The organism is Teichococcus coralli (assembly GCF_009829925.1).
Classification (GTDB): domain Bacteria; phylum Pseudomonadota; class Alphaproteobacteria; order Acetobacterales; family Acetobacteraceae; genus Pseudoroseomonas; species Pseudoroseomonas coralli.
Map to the genome: position 1 here is coordinate 142,444 of NZ_SNVJ01000001.1, position 14,003 is coordinate 156,446.

The 14,003-nt window shown below is 72.5% G+C and carries 12 protein-coding genes and 1 pseudogene; 2 read left to right on the top strand and 11 right to left on the bottom strand.

The genetic code is table 11. The features are described from left to right. Positions 1–6: 6 nt before the first annotated feature. From E0493_RS00650 to E0493_RS00690, 9 genes and pseudogenes are all read right to left on the bottom strand, one after another. The gene (locus E0493_RS00650) at positions 7–1,602 is read right to left on the bottom strand and encodes a PhoX family protein (RefSeq protein WP_160934979.1); all 1,596 of its coding nucleotides are present in this window, start codon (positions 1,600–1,602) and stop codon (positions 7–9) included. After that, complete coding sequence (locus tag E0493_RS00655; RefSeq protein WP_160934980.1) at positions 1,599–3,902, bottom strand: molybdopterin-dependent oxidoreductase; 2,304 nt, start codon at positions 3,900–3,902, stop codon at positions 1,599–1,601. Before E0493_RS00655 ends, E0493_RS00650 begins: the two co-directional genes overlap by 4 nt. Positions 3,903–4,095: 193 nt before the next feature. Beyond that, positions 4,096–4,722, bottom strand: a complete 627-nt coding sequence (locus E0493_RS00660; protein WP_367614431.1) for a CHAP domain-containing protein — start codon at positions 4,720–4,722, stop codon at positions 4,096–4,098. A gap of 442 nt (positions 4,723–5,164) precedes the next feature. After that, the gene (locus E0493_RS00665; RefSeq protein WP_160934982.1) at positions 5,165–5,515 is read right to left on the bottom strand and encodes a RidA family protein; all 351 of its coding nucleotides are present in this window, start codon (positions 5,513–5,515) and stop codon (positions 5,165–5,167) included. Positions 5,516–5,648: 133 nt separating this feature from the next. Beyond that, complete coding sequence (locus tag E0493_RS00670; RefSeq protein WP_160934983.1) at positions 5,649–6,629, bottom strand: Gfo/Idh/MocA family protein; 981 nt, start codon at positions 6,627–6,629, stop codon at positions 5,649–5,651. 28 nt (positions 6,630–6,657) lie between these two features. Continuing rightward, positions 6,658–7,977: pseudogene (locus E0493_RS00675) on the bottom strand (MFS transporter); the annotation flags it as partial. Beyond that, a complete protein-coding gene (locus tag E0493_RS00680) occupies positions 7,898–8,251 on the bottom strand; it encodes a hypothetical protein (protein WP_160934984.1) in 354 nt (117 codons plus the stop codon). The pseudogene E0493_RS00675 and the gene E0493_RS00680, both read right to left, overlap by 80 nt. A 76-nt stretch (positions 8,252–8,327) precedes the next feature. Next, a complete protein-coding gene (locus E0493_RS00685) occupies positions 8,328–8,843 on the bottom strand; it encodes a hypothetical protein (RefSeq protein WP_235913513.1) in 516 nt (171 codons plus the stop codon). A 97-nt stretch (positions 8,844–8,940) separates the two neighbouring features. After that, positions 8,941–9,801 (bottom strand): LysR family transcriptional regulator, encoded by an 861-nt coding sequence (locus tag E0493_RS00690; RefSeq protein ID WP_160934985.1) that lies wholly within the window; start codon positions 9,799–9,801, stop codon positions 8,941–8,943. Positions 9,802–9,909: 108 nt separating this feature from the next. Between E0493_RS00690 and E0493_RS00695 the strand changes: the two genes are divergently transcribed. Beyond that, entirely contained in the window at positions 9,910–10,911 is a 1,002-nt protein-coding gene (locus E0493_RS00695; protein WP_160934986.1) for a bile acid:sodium symporter family protein, read from the top strand. 4 nt (positions 10,912–10,915) lie between these two features. Here the strand turns inward: E0493_RS00695 and E0493_RS00700 are convergent, their stop codons facing one another. Next, a complete protein-coding gene (locus E0493_RS00700; protein WP_160934987.1) occupies positions 10,916–11,314 on the bottom strand; it encodes a polyketide cyclase in 399 nt (132 codons plus the stop codon). A gap of 142 nt (positions 11,315–11,456) precedes the next feature. On the opposite strand from E0493_RS00700, the gene E0493_RS00705 reads away from it, so the two are divergent. Then, entirely contained in the window at positions 11,457–12,743 is a 1,287-nt protein-coding gene (locus E0493_RS00705; protein ID WP_160934988.1) for an amidase, read from the top strand. A gap of 158 nt (positions 12,744–12,901) precedes the next feature. Here the strand turns inward: E0493_RS00705 and E0493_RS00710 are convergent, their stop codons facing one another. Further along, entirely contained in the window at positions 12,902–13,960 is a 1,059-nt protein-coding gene (locus tag E0493_RS00710; RefSeq protein WP_160934989.1) for an alcohol dehydrogenase, read from the bottom strand. Between the last annotated feature and the right edge of the window lie 43 nt (positions 13,961–14,003).

The window sequence follows — 14,003 nt, forward strand, 5'->3', positions numbered from 1 at the left end:
CTCGCCTCAGCCCCCCACCGGCGCGCCGCTGATGGTGCTGAAGGCGACCAGCGTGGTGCGCGGCGGCAGGCGGGCGTCGAAGGCGGGCCAGCGTGTACCGGGGCGGGCATAGCTCGCGCCTGGTTCGGCGCCCGGCGTGCGGACCACCGCGAAAAGGGTCATTCCGTCCGGGCTCATGGCCGCGCCGCCGACCGCCGCGCCGCGCGGCGCGCCATAGAGGGGCAGCGGCAGCCCCCGCCCCGGCCCGGCGGTGTCGCAGCCGAACAGGATGTCGGGCTGCGGGCCGAGCAGCCCGGCATGGTCGGTGCCGATCCAGAGCCTGCCGGCGCCGTCCACCGCGAGGGTGGCGGGCGCGTCGGGCCAGCTGCCGGCAAGGTTCGCCAGGCGCGGCGGCGGCGCGCCGCCAAGCAGCAGCACGCCGGCCGCTGCCTCCTCCGCGCCATGGTCCCCGCCCTCGGGGATGATCTCGACAACATGCCCGGAGCGGTTCCCGGCGCGCGGGTTGAGCCGGTCAAGCTGATCGGGACGGCGCGCGGCGTTGCCGTTGCAGGCGAGGTAGAGCCATCCCGTATGCGGGTCCACGGCCAGGCCGCTCGGCGTGTCGAAGCCGATGGCGCCGGCCTGGGCGGCGTAGGCGAGCGGGTTCACCAGCATGTCCACGTTGCGCGGCAGCGGCTCCCAGCGCAGGCGGCCGCCCTCGAGGCGCGCCACCGACAGGGTGCCGAGGTCGAGCGCGTTGGGCGTGGTCGCCGGCCCGTCGGAGACGAAGCGGAACAGATGGCCGAAGGCACGCCGGTCGGAAAGATAGACCACGGCGCGGCCGTCGCGGCTCAGCGCGGCCGCCGCATCACCGCGCGGGAAGCGGGCGAGCGCCGTGCGCTTGGCCGGCACGGCGCCAGGGTCCATCGGGTCCAGCTCCGCCACCCAGCCGAAATGCATGGCGTCGGTGAAGCGTTCATCGAGCGTGCCGAGGCGGGCCATCCACGGCGCAGGGTCGCCCTCGGCCAGCAGCTGCGTGCCCCAGGGCGTGGAGCAGCCGCCGGAAACCGCGAGCAGCCCCTGCACCATCCCGCCGACGACCTGCGCCGCCGGGCCATTGATGCGGCAGAGCGTCTCGGCCGTCAGCCGGCGGGCCTGATAGCCGCCGTCCACCACCACCCACCGGCCGCCCTGCCGCTCGATGTTCAGCAGCGAGGCGCCCTGCATCATCGCCGCGACGGCCGGGCGGTCCTGCCCGCCGGGAAACGCCATGGCCGGATCCACCGTGGGATGCGCCACGGCCAGCACCGCGCGGGCGACGCCATCGGCGCCCACCCGCGGAACCACCATGCCGCAGATCCGCGCGTCCCAGCCGAACTGGGTTGCCGCCGCGGCCGGCGTGGGTTGCTGCGGATCCCAGGGCGCCGCGTCATAGGTCACGCGGTCGCCCCAGCGCACCAGGACGTTGCGGCGGTAGCCCGGGGCAACCGTGTCGTCCAGCTTCAGCGGCATGCGCAGCGCCGGCATGTCCAGCGTGGAGATACGCGCCGCCTGCGCCAGGGCGGGGAGGCCGGGCAGCGCCGCACCGGCGGCGAGCAGCGCGCGGCGGCTGAGCGCCCTCACGACGCGACCTCCAGCCTGCGCGGCGCCGCATGCACCCTCACCGGCGGCGGCGGCCCCTCGAAGCGCGCCACCTCCACCAGGCAGGATTGCGCCGCGCTGCCCTGGCCGAGCCGCGAGGTGCCGACATCCTGGGTCAGCACGTTCGGGTTGCCGTGCACGTCGAGCGAACCCTCCTCCCGCGCCGGGTCCCACCAGGCGCCGGTGGCCATGGCCACCACGCCGCGCCGCAGCCCGTCGCTTACCCGCAGGCCGGCGAGGCAGGCGCCACGGTCGTTGAACACGCGGACGATGTCGCCTTCCGCGAGGCCGCGCGCGGCGGCGTCCCCGGGATGCATCAGCAGCGGCTCGCGGCCCTGGATCTTGCTCTCCGCCGCCACCCGGCCGGAGTCGAGCTGGCCATGCAGGCGGGTCGCCGGCTGGCAGGAGAGCAGGTGCAGCGGGAAGCGCGCGGCCAGCGGCGCGCCGAGATACTCCTTCGGCTCCTGCCAGCGCGGATGGCCGCCGATTTCCGCGTAGCCGAAGCCGGCGATGGTCTCGGAAAACAGCTCCACCCTGCCGGATGACGTGTTCAGCGGGTTCTCCGCCGGATCGGCGGCGAAGTCGGCGAAGAGCACGAAATCCTCCTCCGGCGGCGGCACCTCGACATGGCCCTCGGCCCAGAAGCGATCGAAATCCGGCGCTTCGAAGCCCATGCGGCCGCAGGCCTGCCGCCAGCGCTCGTAGAGGTGGTGCAGCCAGGCGCCCTCGTCGCGCTGCTCGGTGAAGCGGTCGCGGAAGCCGAGATGCTCGGCCATGTCGGCCAGCATGTCATGGTCGTTGCGTGCCTGGCCCTGCGGCGGGATGGCCTGGTGCATGGCGCGCAGGAAGCGGTCCGCGGAGGAGGAGGCGATGTCGTTGCGCTCCAGCGTGGTGGTGGCGGGCAGCACGATGTCGGCATGGCGCGCGGCGGCGGTCCACCAGGGCTCCTGCACGATGATGGTCTCGGCGCGGTTCCAGGCGCGCAGCAGGCGGTTGAGGTCCTGGTGGTGGTGGAAAGGGTTGCCGCCTGCCCACCAGATCAGCCGCGTGTCGGGCAGCACGATGTCGCGCCCGTTGTACTGCAGCACCTCGCCCGGTCGCTCCAGCAGTTCGGTGACGCGCGCGACGGGAATGGCGAGGCCCGCCGGGTTGCGGGTGGCCGGCAGCGAGACCGAGGGCAGCCCGCGGCGCGGCGTGCCCATGCCATTCATCGAGCCGTAGCCGAAGGCGACCCCCTGCCCCGGTTTGCCGATGCCGCCCAGCGTCGCGGCCAGCGCCACCAGCGCCCACCAGGGCTGCTCGCCATACTCGGCCCGCTGGATGGACCAGGTGGCGGTCAGCATGGTCGGCAGGCGCGCCGCCTCCCACGCCAGGGCGCGGATCTTCGCGGCGGGGATGTCCGTGATGGCGGCGGCCCATTCCGGCGTCTTCGGCGTGCCGTCGCTCTCGCCGAGGATGTAGGGCCGCAGCTTTTCCCAGCCGGTGCAGTGGGTGGCAAGGAAGCCGCGATCCTCCAGCCCCTCGGCGACCAGCGCCTGCATCATGCCCAGCAGCAGCGCGGTGTCGGTGTTGGGGCGGATCGGCACCCATTCGGCATTGAGGAAGTCGGGCGCGTCGCCGCGGAAGGGCGAGATGTTGACGAAGCGCACACCCGCCGCCGCCACCCGCCGCAGCCAGGGCAGGTATTCATGCGCGCCGGCGCCGCCAGCCGTGATCAGCGCGTTCTTCAGCGGCAGGCCGCCCAGGCAGAGCATCAGCCGCGTGTGCTTCTCGATGCTCGGCCAGCTCGTGACCGGCCCCTGAATGACGTCGTTGGTGCCGAGAATATGCGGCATCAGCGTCATGCCGGCGCCGTAGGAGTAGTTCGTCACCTGCGTGGTGTAGCCGCCACCGAGGCCGAGAAACCGCTGCAGCTGGCTCTTGGCGTGATGGAAGCGCCCGGCGGAGGACCAGCCATAGGAGCCGCCGAAGATGGCGGTGTGGCCGTGCTCGGCGCGCAGCCGCGCGCTCTCCTCCGCCGCCAGCCGGATGGCCTGGTCCCAGGAGACGGGCACGAAATCGCGGTCGCCGCGCTCGGCGCCACGCCGCTCGCCACGCAGCCAGCCCGCGCGCACATGGGGGTGGTCGATGCGGCTCGGCGCATGAACGGCATCCGGAACGGCCTCGATCAGCCGCCCGGGATTGGGGTCACGCGCGAAGGGCCGAACGCCCACCAGGCGGCCCTGCTCCACGACGGCATCGAAACTTCCCCAATGCGCGGCATGCGGCACGATCACGGCCATCAGCAACTCCTTCAGCCCCTCGGGCCGCCCCATGGATAGCCCTTGGGCAGCCCAGCAGGCGCGGAGAATGCTCCGGGCGCGCAGGAGGCGCAAATGGCGCGCGCGGGCGGGGGGGGGTTCACCCTCGGCGCGCCGCCCCCATGGAGGGGGATCGGCAGTCATGCCGTGCCGCCATGAGGCGGCGGCTGGAGCCTTAGCGGGCGGCGTCCAGGTTCAGGCTGCGGACGGCCTCAGCCATGTGCTCGGCATGCGCGCCGGCCTGGAGCGGAGCTTCCGCCACCTCGTCGAAGTCGCCGCCGGCGGAGACCATGCGCAGCGTGTTGGGCGCGCGGTTGAAGATGAAGCCATTGGTCGGATAGATCCGGCCATAGGCCTCGTCGCTGCGGCCGATCTGCACCCGAACCTCGGTCCAGTCGTTCCTCGGCGAGACGTCAATGACGGACACGCCGTGCATCACCGTGCCCTTGCGGATGCCGGGGCCTTCCCAGTTGGCGTGGTCCACCAGGATCTCGCGCGCGTCGACGATGCGCGACACGACGGCGACATGGCCGAGGCGCATGCCCCCCGAGGACTTGAAGCTCAGCACCGCGCCCCGCTCCGGCTTCGGGCCGCGGGCATAGACGCCGGCCGCGCTGGCCCACCAGGTATAGGCGTTGCCGGTGATGTCCATGCCGCTCACGGCGCGCGCGTAGGGCACGCAGGAGATCGGCGTGGCGAAGGACTGCTGGGCGGGCGCGAAGAAGGTGGCGTCGCGGCGGCCGGCATGCAGCTTCAGCGTCTGCGACTTCACGCTTCGCGCGGCCGTCTGCTGCAGCGTCACGCGGGGCTGCTTGAGCGTTTCCCGCGCCTTTCGGCTGGTCGTCGCGTCCGCAGCCGTCGAAACGGCGCAAAACGAACCGATCAGAAGCGCGAACGCCACCGCTGTGCTGCTGCCCCGCATGCGATCCCCACCGCTATGTCCCCCACCGCGCTCTCGTCGCGGCGCCTCCCCGGTAGCAAGGGCGTTGCGGGAGCGGCAATCCCACTGGGCTGATACACGGCGCAACGCGATGTGATTCGCAGTTTCGGGCGTCGTTAGCAGGCTGTTAATGAGAAGCTAATCCTAAACTCGCGAGATCGCGAGCAGGATGTCACAGTGTTGCGGCAGAACTGCAACAGCAGCCGCCAACCCTCTGGAAACGAAAAAAGATTCGGCGCCGCGGAAGCTTTCCGCGGCGCCGTCCGTTGCAAAGCCGGATTTTCTTTGGCCTGGCCTTGGCCGTTCAGCGGCAGGCCGTGACCATGATTTCGACGAGGTGGCGAGGGTCCGCCATGTTGGCCTGCACGCAGGCGCGCACCGGGGCGCCGCCCTCCGGCAGCCAGCCCGACCAGATCTCGTTCATCGCGCCGCGGTCGCGGATGTCCTTGAGCCAGATCTGCGCCTGCAGAAGGCGCGTCTTGTCCGTGCCGTGGCCTTCCAGGGCGGCGTCGATCTTGGCCAGCACCTGCTTGGTCTGGCCCACGACGTCCTGCGACAGGTCGTCGGCGGTCATGCCGGCGAGAAAGACGAAGTTGTGGTACTCGACGGCGCCGGACAGAACCTTGTTGCTGTCGTGGCGAGTGATCTTGGCCATGGGTTCAACGCGCTCCCTGTGGTGGGTCCGGCGCCACGGACCTGCCCCGGCGCCGGAATGAGGCTTGCCGCTTCTAGCCCGGCTTCGGCCCGGGTGGGAACCACCCCTGCCCGGGATTCACCGGCTGCTCCCCTCAGGCAACCGCGCGGGCGCCGCCCTCGGCAGCGGCGGAGGCAATCATCGTCTCGAAGACGGACACGCCATGGATCGCCTGTTCCGCCGGCAGCGGATAGGCCGGGCCGCCCGCCACCGCGGCGGCAAAGGCGGCAAGCTCGGCGCGCTCGATGTCGGTCTTCGGGTAGTCGCGCACGAAGCCCTCGCCCTCGCGCGGGCGGAAGACCATGTGCTCGTGGTCGGTCAGCTCCACCCAGCCTTCGGAGCCGTAGAGGGCAACGCGCCAGCAGCGCGGCGCATAGGCCAGGGTGGCGAAGGTGCCGGTGGCGCCACTGGCGAAGCGGCAGAGCATCGCGGTGGTGTCGTCCAGGCCGTTCTCCAGCACGCGGGCGGTGCTCTGCACGGTGACTTCCGCGATCGGACCGGCCAGGTTGATCATCATGTCGATCATGTGGATGCCCATCCCGCCCATGCCACCCAGCGGGCTTTCGGAGCGGTCGGCACGCCACATGCCGGGCTTGTAGCCGGCGGCGCCGGGGCCGCTGAAATGCCCCTCGACATGCAGCAGCGTGCCGATGCGGCCATCCGCCAGCATCGCCTTGATCTCCGCCACGGCCGGCAGGAAGCGCCGGTTGTGGCCGAGCGCCAGCACCACGCCCGCCTCGCGGCATGCCGCCACCGCCGCTTCGGCGCTGGCCTTGTCGAGCGTGAAGGGCTTCTCCACGAACACATGCTTGCCGGCGCGGGCGGCGGCGATCACCTGCTCGGCATGCAGCTTGTGCGGCGTGGCGAGCACCACCGCCTGCACCTCCGGGTCAGCCAGCACGGCGTCGTAGCTGTCGAGCAGGCGGATCTTCTTCTCCGCCGCCCAATCCCTCACCTTCTCCGGGCTGCGCGTCTGCCCCGCCACGAAGCGGATCCCCGCCTCGTTGCTCCCCTGCACGCTCTCCACCAGGGTGCGCCCCCAGCGGCCCATGCCGATGATCGCTGCCTGCAGCATCTCGATGTTCTCCAACTTCTTCCGGTGCGGCTTCCAGCGCCGCCTCGATGGTTCGATATCGCGTCCAGCCCCAGGCGAAGACCACAAGGGCAAGCCCGGCGCCCACCAGCGTCGGGATGCGCAGGCCAAAGGCTTCGCCGGAGGCGCCGAGCATCAGGGCGCCGAGCGCCGGGCAGGCGCGGGTGATCTGCCCCCAGAGCGCCAGCACCCGGCCGCGCATCTCCGGCGCCGCCGCCGTCTGCGCGAGCTGCTGCACGGAGATGCCGTGCAACGAGGCCGAAGCGCCGATCAGCGCCGCGCAGAGCAGGCCGAAGGGGAACCAGCCGGTGGCGACGAAGCCGATCACCGCCACCGCCTGCCAGAGCCCGGCCAGGATGGCGATGCGCGTGGCGCCGGCCACCCGCCCGCGCGCGGCCAACCAGAGGCCGGCGACCAGCGCGCCAACGCCGAAGCAGGCCGTGAGCATGGCCAGGGACTCGGCGCCCCGGCCGAAGTTGCGCTCGACGAAAGGCGGCAGCAGCTCCTGCACGCAGCGCAGCAGCACCCCGATCAGTGCGGCATAGCCGAGCAGCGGCCCGAGCCCCGGGTGACGCGCGACATAGGCGAAGCCTTCCTTCACCTCGCCCAGCAGACTGGCGGTGGCCGGGTGCCCGCGGCGATGCGCCGGGTCCACCTTCAGCAGCGGCATGGTCAGCACCGCGCTGCCATAGGCCACCGCGTTGCAGGCGATGGCCGGCGCCACGCCGAAGGCGGCGATCACCGGCCCGGCCAGCGCCGGGCCGATGAAGCGCGCCACGTTGAAGACAAGGGAGTTGCAGGCCACCGCCGCCGGCAGGTCGGCGGGGCCGACGATGCCGGGCATCAGCGTCTGGCGCGCCGGCTGGGCGAAGCTGGCGGCGGTGCCGGAACAGAGTTCCAGCCCCAGAAGGAACTCGATCCGCATGTGGCCGGTGGCGACCAGCGTCGCCACCGTCGCCGCCTCCAGGCCGATCAGCGCCTGCGCGACGGTGGCCAGGCGAAGCCGGTCGGCCCGGTCCGCGATGGCGCCGGCGAAGGGGCTGATCACCGCGGCCGGCGCCAGGTCGCAGAAGGCGACGAGGCCGACCCACAACGCGCTGTGGGTCAGCTCCCAGGTGAGCCAGGCGACGGCGATGCGGTGCATCCAGAGCCCCGTCCAGGAGGCGAGGCTGGCACCGAAGAAGATCCGGGCGTTGCGGGTCGCCAGCGCGCGCGTGAGCGCGCCGAAGGGCGACCGGAACGGCGGCAGCTCAGGAGCCTCGCCCGGCGCCTCCCGCCGGCGGCGGCGCGGTGCCCGGCGTCGTCCCCTCCTGCCGGCCGCGCAGGCAATCCTGGATCATCTGGTCCTGCTCGTAGCGGGCGCCGAGCCGCTCGGTGTTCATCGAACCCGCGAGGCTGGTGCCGGTGAACGGCCCCGCGCCAAGGCGGGATTCGGCCTCGTCCACCCGCATGGTCTGGCCCCGCTCGCGGGTGCGCATCACGCGCTCCGCCTCCTGCCGGCAGGCCGACAGCGCGGCGCCCTGCTGGCGCTCCTCGGTGGTGCGGGGCGCCATGCCGGCACAGGCGGCCGTCAGCAGCAGCAGAGGGAGAACGAGGCGTTTCATGGTGCGCTCCGGCAGGTCTTCAGGGGCAGGTGCCGCACAGGCGGCATGCCGGGACGCGGGAACGGTTTCCGCTCCTTTATTCCTCCGCCGCGCCGCCGGCACCGGCGATGCGCTGCGACAATAAACGCTTCATGCCGCGTTCGTCGAACCGGGCCGCGCCGTCGAGCGGCAGATTCGCCGCGGCGGCCAGCAGCGCGGGGTGCAGCTCTATGCCATCGGAGTCGATGGCGTAGAGGCCGGCCATCCACCGCGCCCGCCCCAGCAGCTCCACCAGCGCCAGCAGCCGCAGGCAAAGCGAAAGCCCGGCGAGATGCGTCAGCCCTACGCTGCGGTCCACCGCCTCGGCCCAGCACGCGGCGTCCGCATCGGCCAGCGCGAGCACCGGCCCATCCGTGAACTGCAGGCTCCGGCGCGGCCCCCAGGCCTCGGCCGTCGCCGCCGCGCGCGCCGCATCCCAGGCCAGGCTGAGGGCCTGCGGCGTGACGGCGGGAAGCGACTCGGGGCGGCAGGGAACGGCGTAGAGCAGCACGCCATCGGCCGACACGGCGACCGGAATGTCGTCGCGGGCGGCGGCATGGGATGACCTGAACATTGGCGGAAGATGGGGTGGCGCGCATTCCGCTGCCAGAGGGGGGGCGTGCCGGAGGGGGGCGTGCCGGAGGGGGGCGTGCCGGAGGGGCGCGAGCGGCTCAGCCGGGGCCGGCATGCAGGCGGTTGGGATGGCGCAGCAGCGCCGCCACGAGGGCCGAGGGCAGCCGGTGCTGCGGCCCGGGGCCGATCACCACGAACTCGATCTGCCCGAGCTCCGGCAGGTGGCGGGAGGGCGGCAGCGGTGCGAGCCCCGGCGGAAGCAGGCGGGTGGAGTGCGGCGCCACGCCGAGCCCCGCCATCGCCGCCGCGCGCAGCCCGCTGAGGCTTGGGCTGGTGCAGGCCACGCGCCAGGTGCGGCCGGCCAGTTCCAGCGCCTGCAGCGCCAATGCGCGGGTGATGCTGGGCGGCGGGAAGAGCACCAGTGGCAAGGGCTGCGCCGGGTCCGGACGCAGGCCGGGGCGCCCCACCCAGGCAAGCTGCTCGCGCCAGGCGAAGGCGCCGCGGGGATCGCCCGCCCTGCGCTTGACCACGATGACGTCCAGCTCGCCGGCGTCGTAGCGCTCATAGAGCGTGCCGCTGAGACCGACCGTCAGTTCCAGGTCCACGCCGCTGTGCGCCTGGGTGAATTCGGCCAGCACCTCGGCCAGCCGGGCCGAGACGAAATCCTCCGAGGCGCCGAGCCGGATGCGGCCACGCAGATGCGCCCCGGCGAGGAAACGCTCCATGCGCTCGTTCGCCTCCAGCACGCCGCGCGCGAAGTCCACCAGCGCATCGCCGTCCGGCGTCAGGGCGACGGCGTGGGTGTCGCGCGCGAAAAGGGCGCGGCCCACCGCCGTCTCCAGCTTGCGGACATGTTGACTGACGGTGGACTGCCGCAGGCCAAGGCGCTGCGCCGCGCGGGTGAAGGAGCGCGTCTCGGCGACGGCCAGAAAGGAGCGGAGCGGCAGCGGCGGCAACATGACGCCCTGTTATCATGATTCATGTTGGCTGTTATCCCTGGTCATTCTCTGGCGGAATAGCGCGGCGGGGCTTAACCCGGAGGGACCCGCAAGTCCGGAAAAACCGCCATGGCCCTCCGCCTTCCCAAGCCGCCGCTGGACCCTTTCCTGGTGATGCTGGCGGCGGCGGTGGCGCTGGCGGCGCTGCTGCCGGCGCGCGGCACCGGCGCGGCGGCGCTGGGGCACGCCACCTCGGCCGCCGTGGCGTTGCTGTTCTTCCTCTACGGCACCCGGCTGGCGCCACGGAACCTGCTGGAGGGGCTGCTGCACTGGCGCCTCCAGGCGCTGGTCTTCCTGGCGACCTACCTGCTCTTCCCGCTGCTCGGCCTGGCCATCACCGCCGTGGCGGCGGCCTTCATGCCGCCGGCCCTGGCGCTGGGGCTGATGTTCATCTGCGTGCTGCCCTCCACGGTGCAGTCCTCCATCGCCTTCACCTCCATCGCGCGTGGCAACGTGCCGGCGGCGCTCTGCGCGGCGACGCTCTCCAACCTCGCCGGCATGGTGCTGACGCCGCTGCTCACCGCCCTGCTGCTGCGCACGGGGCATGGCGGCTTCAGCGCCGGGGCGCTCCATGACATCGCGCTGCACCTGCTGCTGCCCTTCGCGGCTGGCCAGGCGGTGCGGCCCCTCGCCGGACGCTGGCTGCAGCGGCACAAGGCGCTGACCAGCCTGGTGGACCGCGGCTCGATCCTGCTGGTGATCTATGGCGCCTTCAGCGAGGGCATGGTGGCAGGCATCTGGGGGCAGATCACGCCCACCGCGCTGGCCGCCATCACGATCCTGGACTCGGTGCTGCTGGCGGCGGTGCTGGGCGCCACGCTGCTGGCCAGCCGCCGCCTCGGCCTGAGCCGGGCCGACGAGGTGGTGGCGGTGTTCTGCGGCTCCAAGAAGAGCATCGCCAGCGGCATCCCGATGGCCAACATCCTCTTTCCCGGCGACATGGTCGGCATGATCGTGCTGCCGGTCATGCTGTTCCACCAGATCCAGCTCTTCGTCTGCGCCACCCTCGCCCGGCGCTACGCGCGGCATGCCGGGCCGGCGGCCGCGCCGGTGCCGGCACCGGCCGAATAGCGGCTCAGCCGCCCTCCAGCAGGGCGCGGAGCGCGGCGAGGTCGCGCTCCATCCAGGCCGCATCCTCGGCGAACTTCTCCGCCGACATGCCGGGCTGCCGGAACAGGGTGAGCATGACCTCCGCGCCCTCGCCATTCGCCACGACGCGCAGGGGCACCGCGATCTCGGGGCCGGTGGCGGTGTCCACGAAGTGGTCCATCACGCCGAAGTCGTTGCGGGGCGTGAAGCGAATGCGCACCGGCCCTTCCGGACCTTCGGCGCGCCAGGTGTCGCCCTCCCGCCGCAGCCCGGCCTGGCTGAGCCCGGAAGCCCATCGGCGGAAATCCTCCGGCCGCCAGATGGCCTCGTAGACCGCGCGCCAGTTCCGCGCGATGGCGATGCTGATGGTTCGCGCCTCAAGCATGGGCCGCCCTCCTCTCCCGCTGCTTCGGCGGCCATTGTCGCCCATCCGCCGCCCAGGACAATGGCAGGTGCTCGCTGCGCGGCGCATGGTGGCGGGCCATGGGCACTGGACCGGCCGCGCAACCTCCGCGCATCCTTTCCGCATGACGAACCCCGCCGATCTTCCCGCCGCCGAGGCCGCCCGCCGCATCGCCGCCGGCCGCCTCGCTCCCGCCGAGCTGGTGGAGGCCTGCCTGGACCGCATCGCCACGCGCGAGCCGGTGGTCCGCGCCTTCAGCAGCCTCGACCCCGCCCTGCCCCGCCGCGCCGCCGCCCGCCCGCCAGGCGGTCCGCTGGGTGGTCCGCCGGGAGGTCCGCTTGGCGGGCTGCCGATCGGCGTGAAGGACGTGCTGGACACCGCCGACCTGCCCTCCGAATACGGTTCGCCGATCTGGGCCGGGCACCGGCCGCGCGCCGATGCCTCCGCCGTGGCGCTGACCCGCGCGGCCGGCGGCATCGTCATGGGCAAGACGGTGACGACCGAGTTCGCCACCCGCCACCCCGGCCCCACCAGCAACCCGCACGACCCCGCCCGCACGCCCGGCGGCTCCAGCCAGGGCTCGGCGGCCGGCGTGGCGGCGGGCTTCTTTCCGCTCGCCTTCGGCACCCAGACCGCCGGCTCCGTGCTGCGCCCGGCCGCCTATTGCGGCGTGACCGGCTTCAAGCCCTCCTTCGGCCTGATCCACCGCGCCGGCATGAAGGTGATGAGCGAAAGCCTCGACACCATCGGCATGTTCGGCCGCACCGTGGAGGATTGCGCGCTCTTCGCCGGCGCCCTGACGCGGCTCGACCTCGGCGCCCGCGCCGGGAGCGCGCCCCGCGTCGCCCTCTGCTTCGGCCCTGGCGAGGCGGAGCTCAGCCCGGACAGCCTCGCCCGCATCGAGGCGGTGGCGGAGCGCTGCGCCCGCGCCGGCGCGCAGGTGACGCGCATCCCCCTGCCCCCGGCCCTCCAGGCGGTGGCGCAGGCGCATCCGGTGGTGATGAACGGCGAGACGGTGCACGCCCTGGCCTGGGAACGCGCCACCGCCCGCGCGCTGATCTCCCCCGTGCTGAACGAGCGGCTGGACGAGGCGGCTGCCCGGCCCGCTTCCGCGCTGATCGCCGCCCGCGCCGCCTTCGCCGAGGGTCGGAAGGCCTTCCGCGCCCTGATGGACAGCTTCGACGTGCTGCTGACCGCCGCCGCGCCCTCCGAGGCGCCAATCGGGCTGGACGCCACCGGCGACCCGGCCTGCAACGCGCTCTGGACCGCCCTGCACGGCCCCTGCATCAGCCTGCCCGCGGGCACCGGCGCGGCGGGAATGCCGCTCGGCGTGCAGCTCGTGGCGCCCTTTGGGGAAGACGCGGCGCTGCTCGGATGGGCGCGTTGGGTGGAAGACGTCATCGCCGGCTGAAACGCATGAAAAGAGTCCGGGGGACGGAATTCCCCCGGACTTTCATCTTCTGTTTGTCGGTTTCAGGCGCGTGCGCGCCGCTGGCGCGGGGCTTCGAAAGAGAAATTTGGGGGGTCGAACGCACTGCGTTCGACGGGAATTCCTTCCCCCGACTTTTCTCAGGCCGCCGTCAGCACCACGCGCCCGCGCACCTTGCCGTCCTTCAGGCGGTTCAGCACGTTGTTGACCTCGCTCGCCGGCTCGGTGCTCACCGGCAGCGGCGAGAGCTTGCCCTTCTGGGCCAGCTCCACCACCTCGCGCAGCTCCTGCGGGTTGCCGACATAGCTGCCCTGGATGGTGATGGCCTTGGTGGGCATGATCGGCAGCGGGATGCTCAGCTCGCCGCCGAACAGCCCGACCTGGATCAGCTTGCCGCCCTTCACCAGCGCGTCGAAGGAGAAGCGCGCGGTGCTGGTGCCGTTGACGAGGTCGATGATCGCCTCGACCGGGCCGCCGCAGGCGCCGATGATGCGGGCGGCGGTGTCCTCGCTCTCGGCCAGCACGGTGTCGGTCGCGCCGGCCTGCTTCGCGGTTTCCAGCTTGTCGGCCGCGACGTCCACCACGCAGATGCGCTTGTGGCCGAGCGCCTTCAGGATCTCGATGGCGTTGAGGCCGAGCCCGCCGGCGCCGACGACGACGATCGGCTTGTCGGCCGGCAAGGGCATCACCTTGCGGATGGCGGAATAGACGGTGATGCCGGAACAGGCGTAGGTCGCCGCCACCTCGGGCCTGATGCCGTCGAAGGCCACCAGGTGGCGCGGGCTGCGGGCGATCACGTGCGAGGCGTAGCCGCCGTTCTGGAACACGCCGATGCTGCGCGCCGCCACGGCGCAGAGGTTGTCGTTGCCGGCCTGGCAGCGGTCGCACTTGCCGCAGCCGAGCCAGGGGAAGACGACGCGCATGTCGCCGGGGGAGACGCCCTTGGCCTCGGGGCCGAGCTTCACCACCTTTCCGACCACCTCGTGGCCCATGGCCAGCGGCAGCGTCACGCCGCGGTCGGCGAGCGACAGCTTGCCGCGGCTGCCCATGTCGTAGCTGCCTTCCCAGATATGCAGGTCCGAGTGGCAAACGCCGCAATGCGTCACCTCGACCAGCACCTCCTCGCCGGTCAGCTCCGGCAGCGGCAGCTCGATGTTCTGGAGCGGTGCTCCCGCTTCCACGACGGCCCAGCCACGCATGGCGTTCCTCCTTCCCTTTGATGCGGAAAGGGGAAACCCTGCG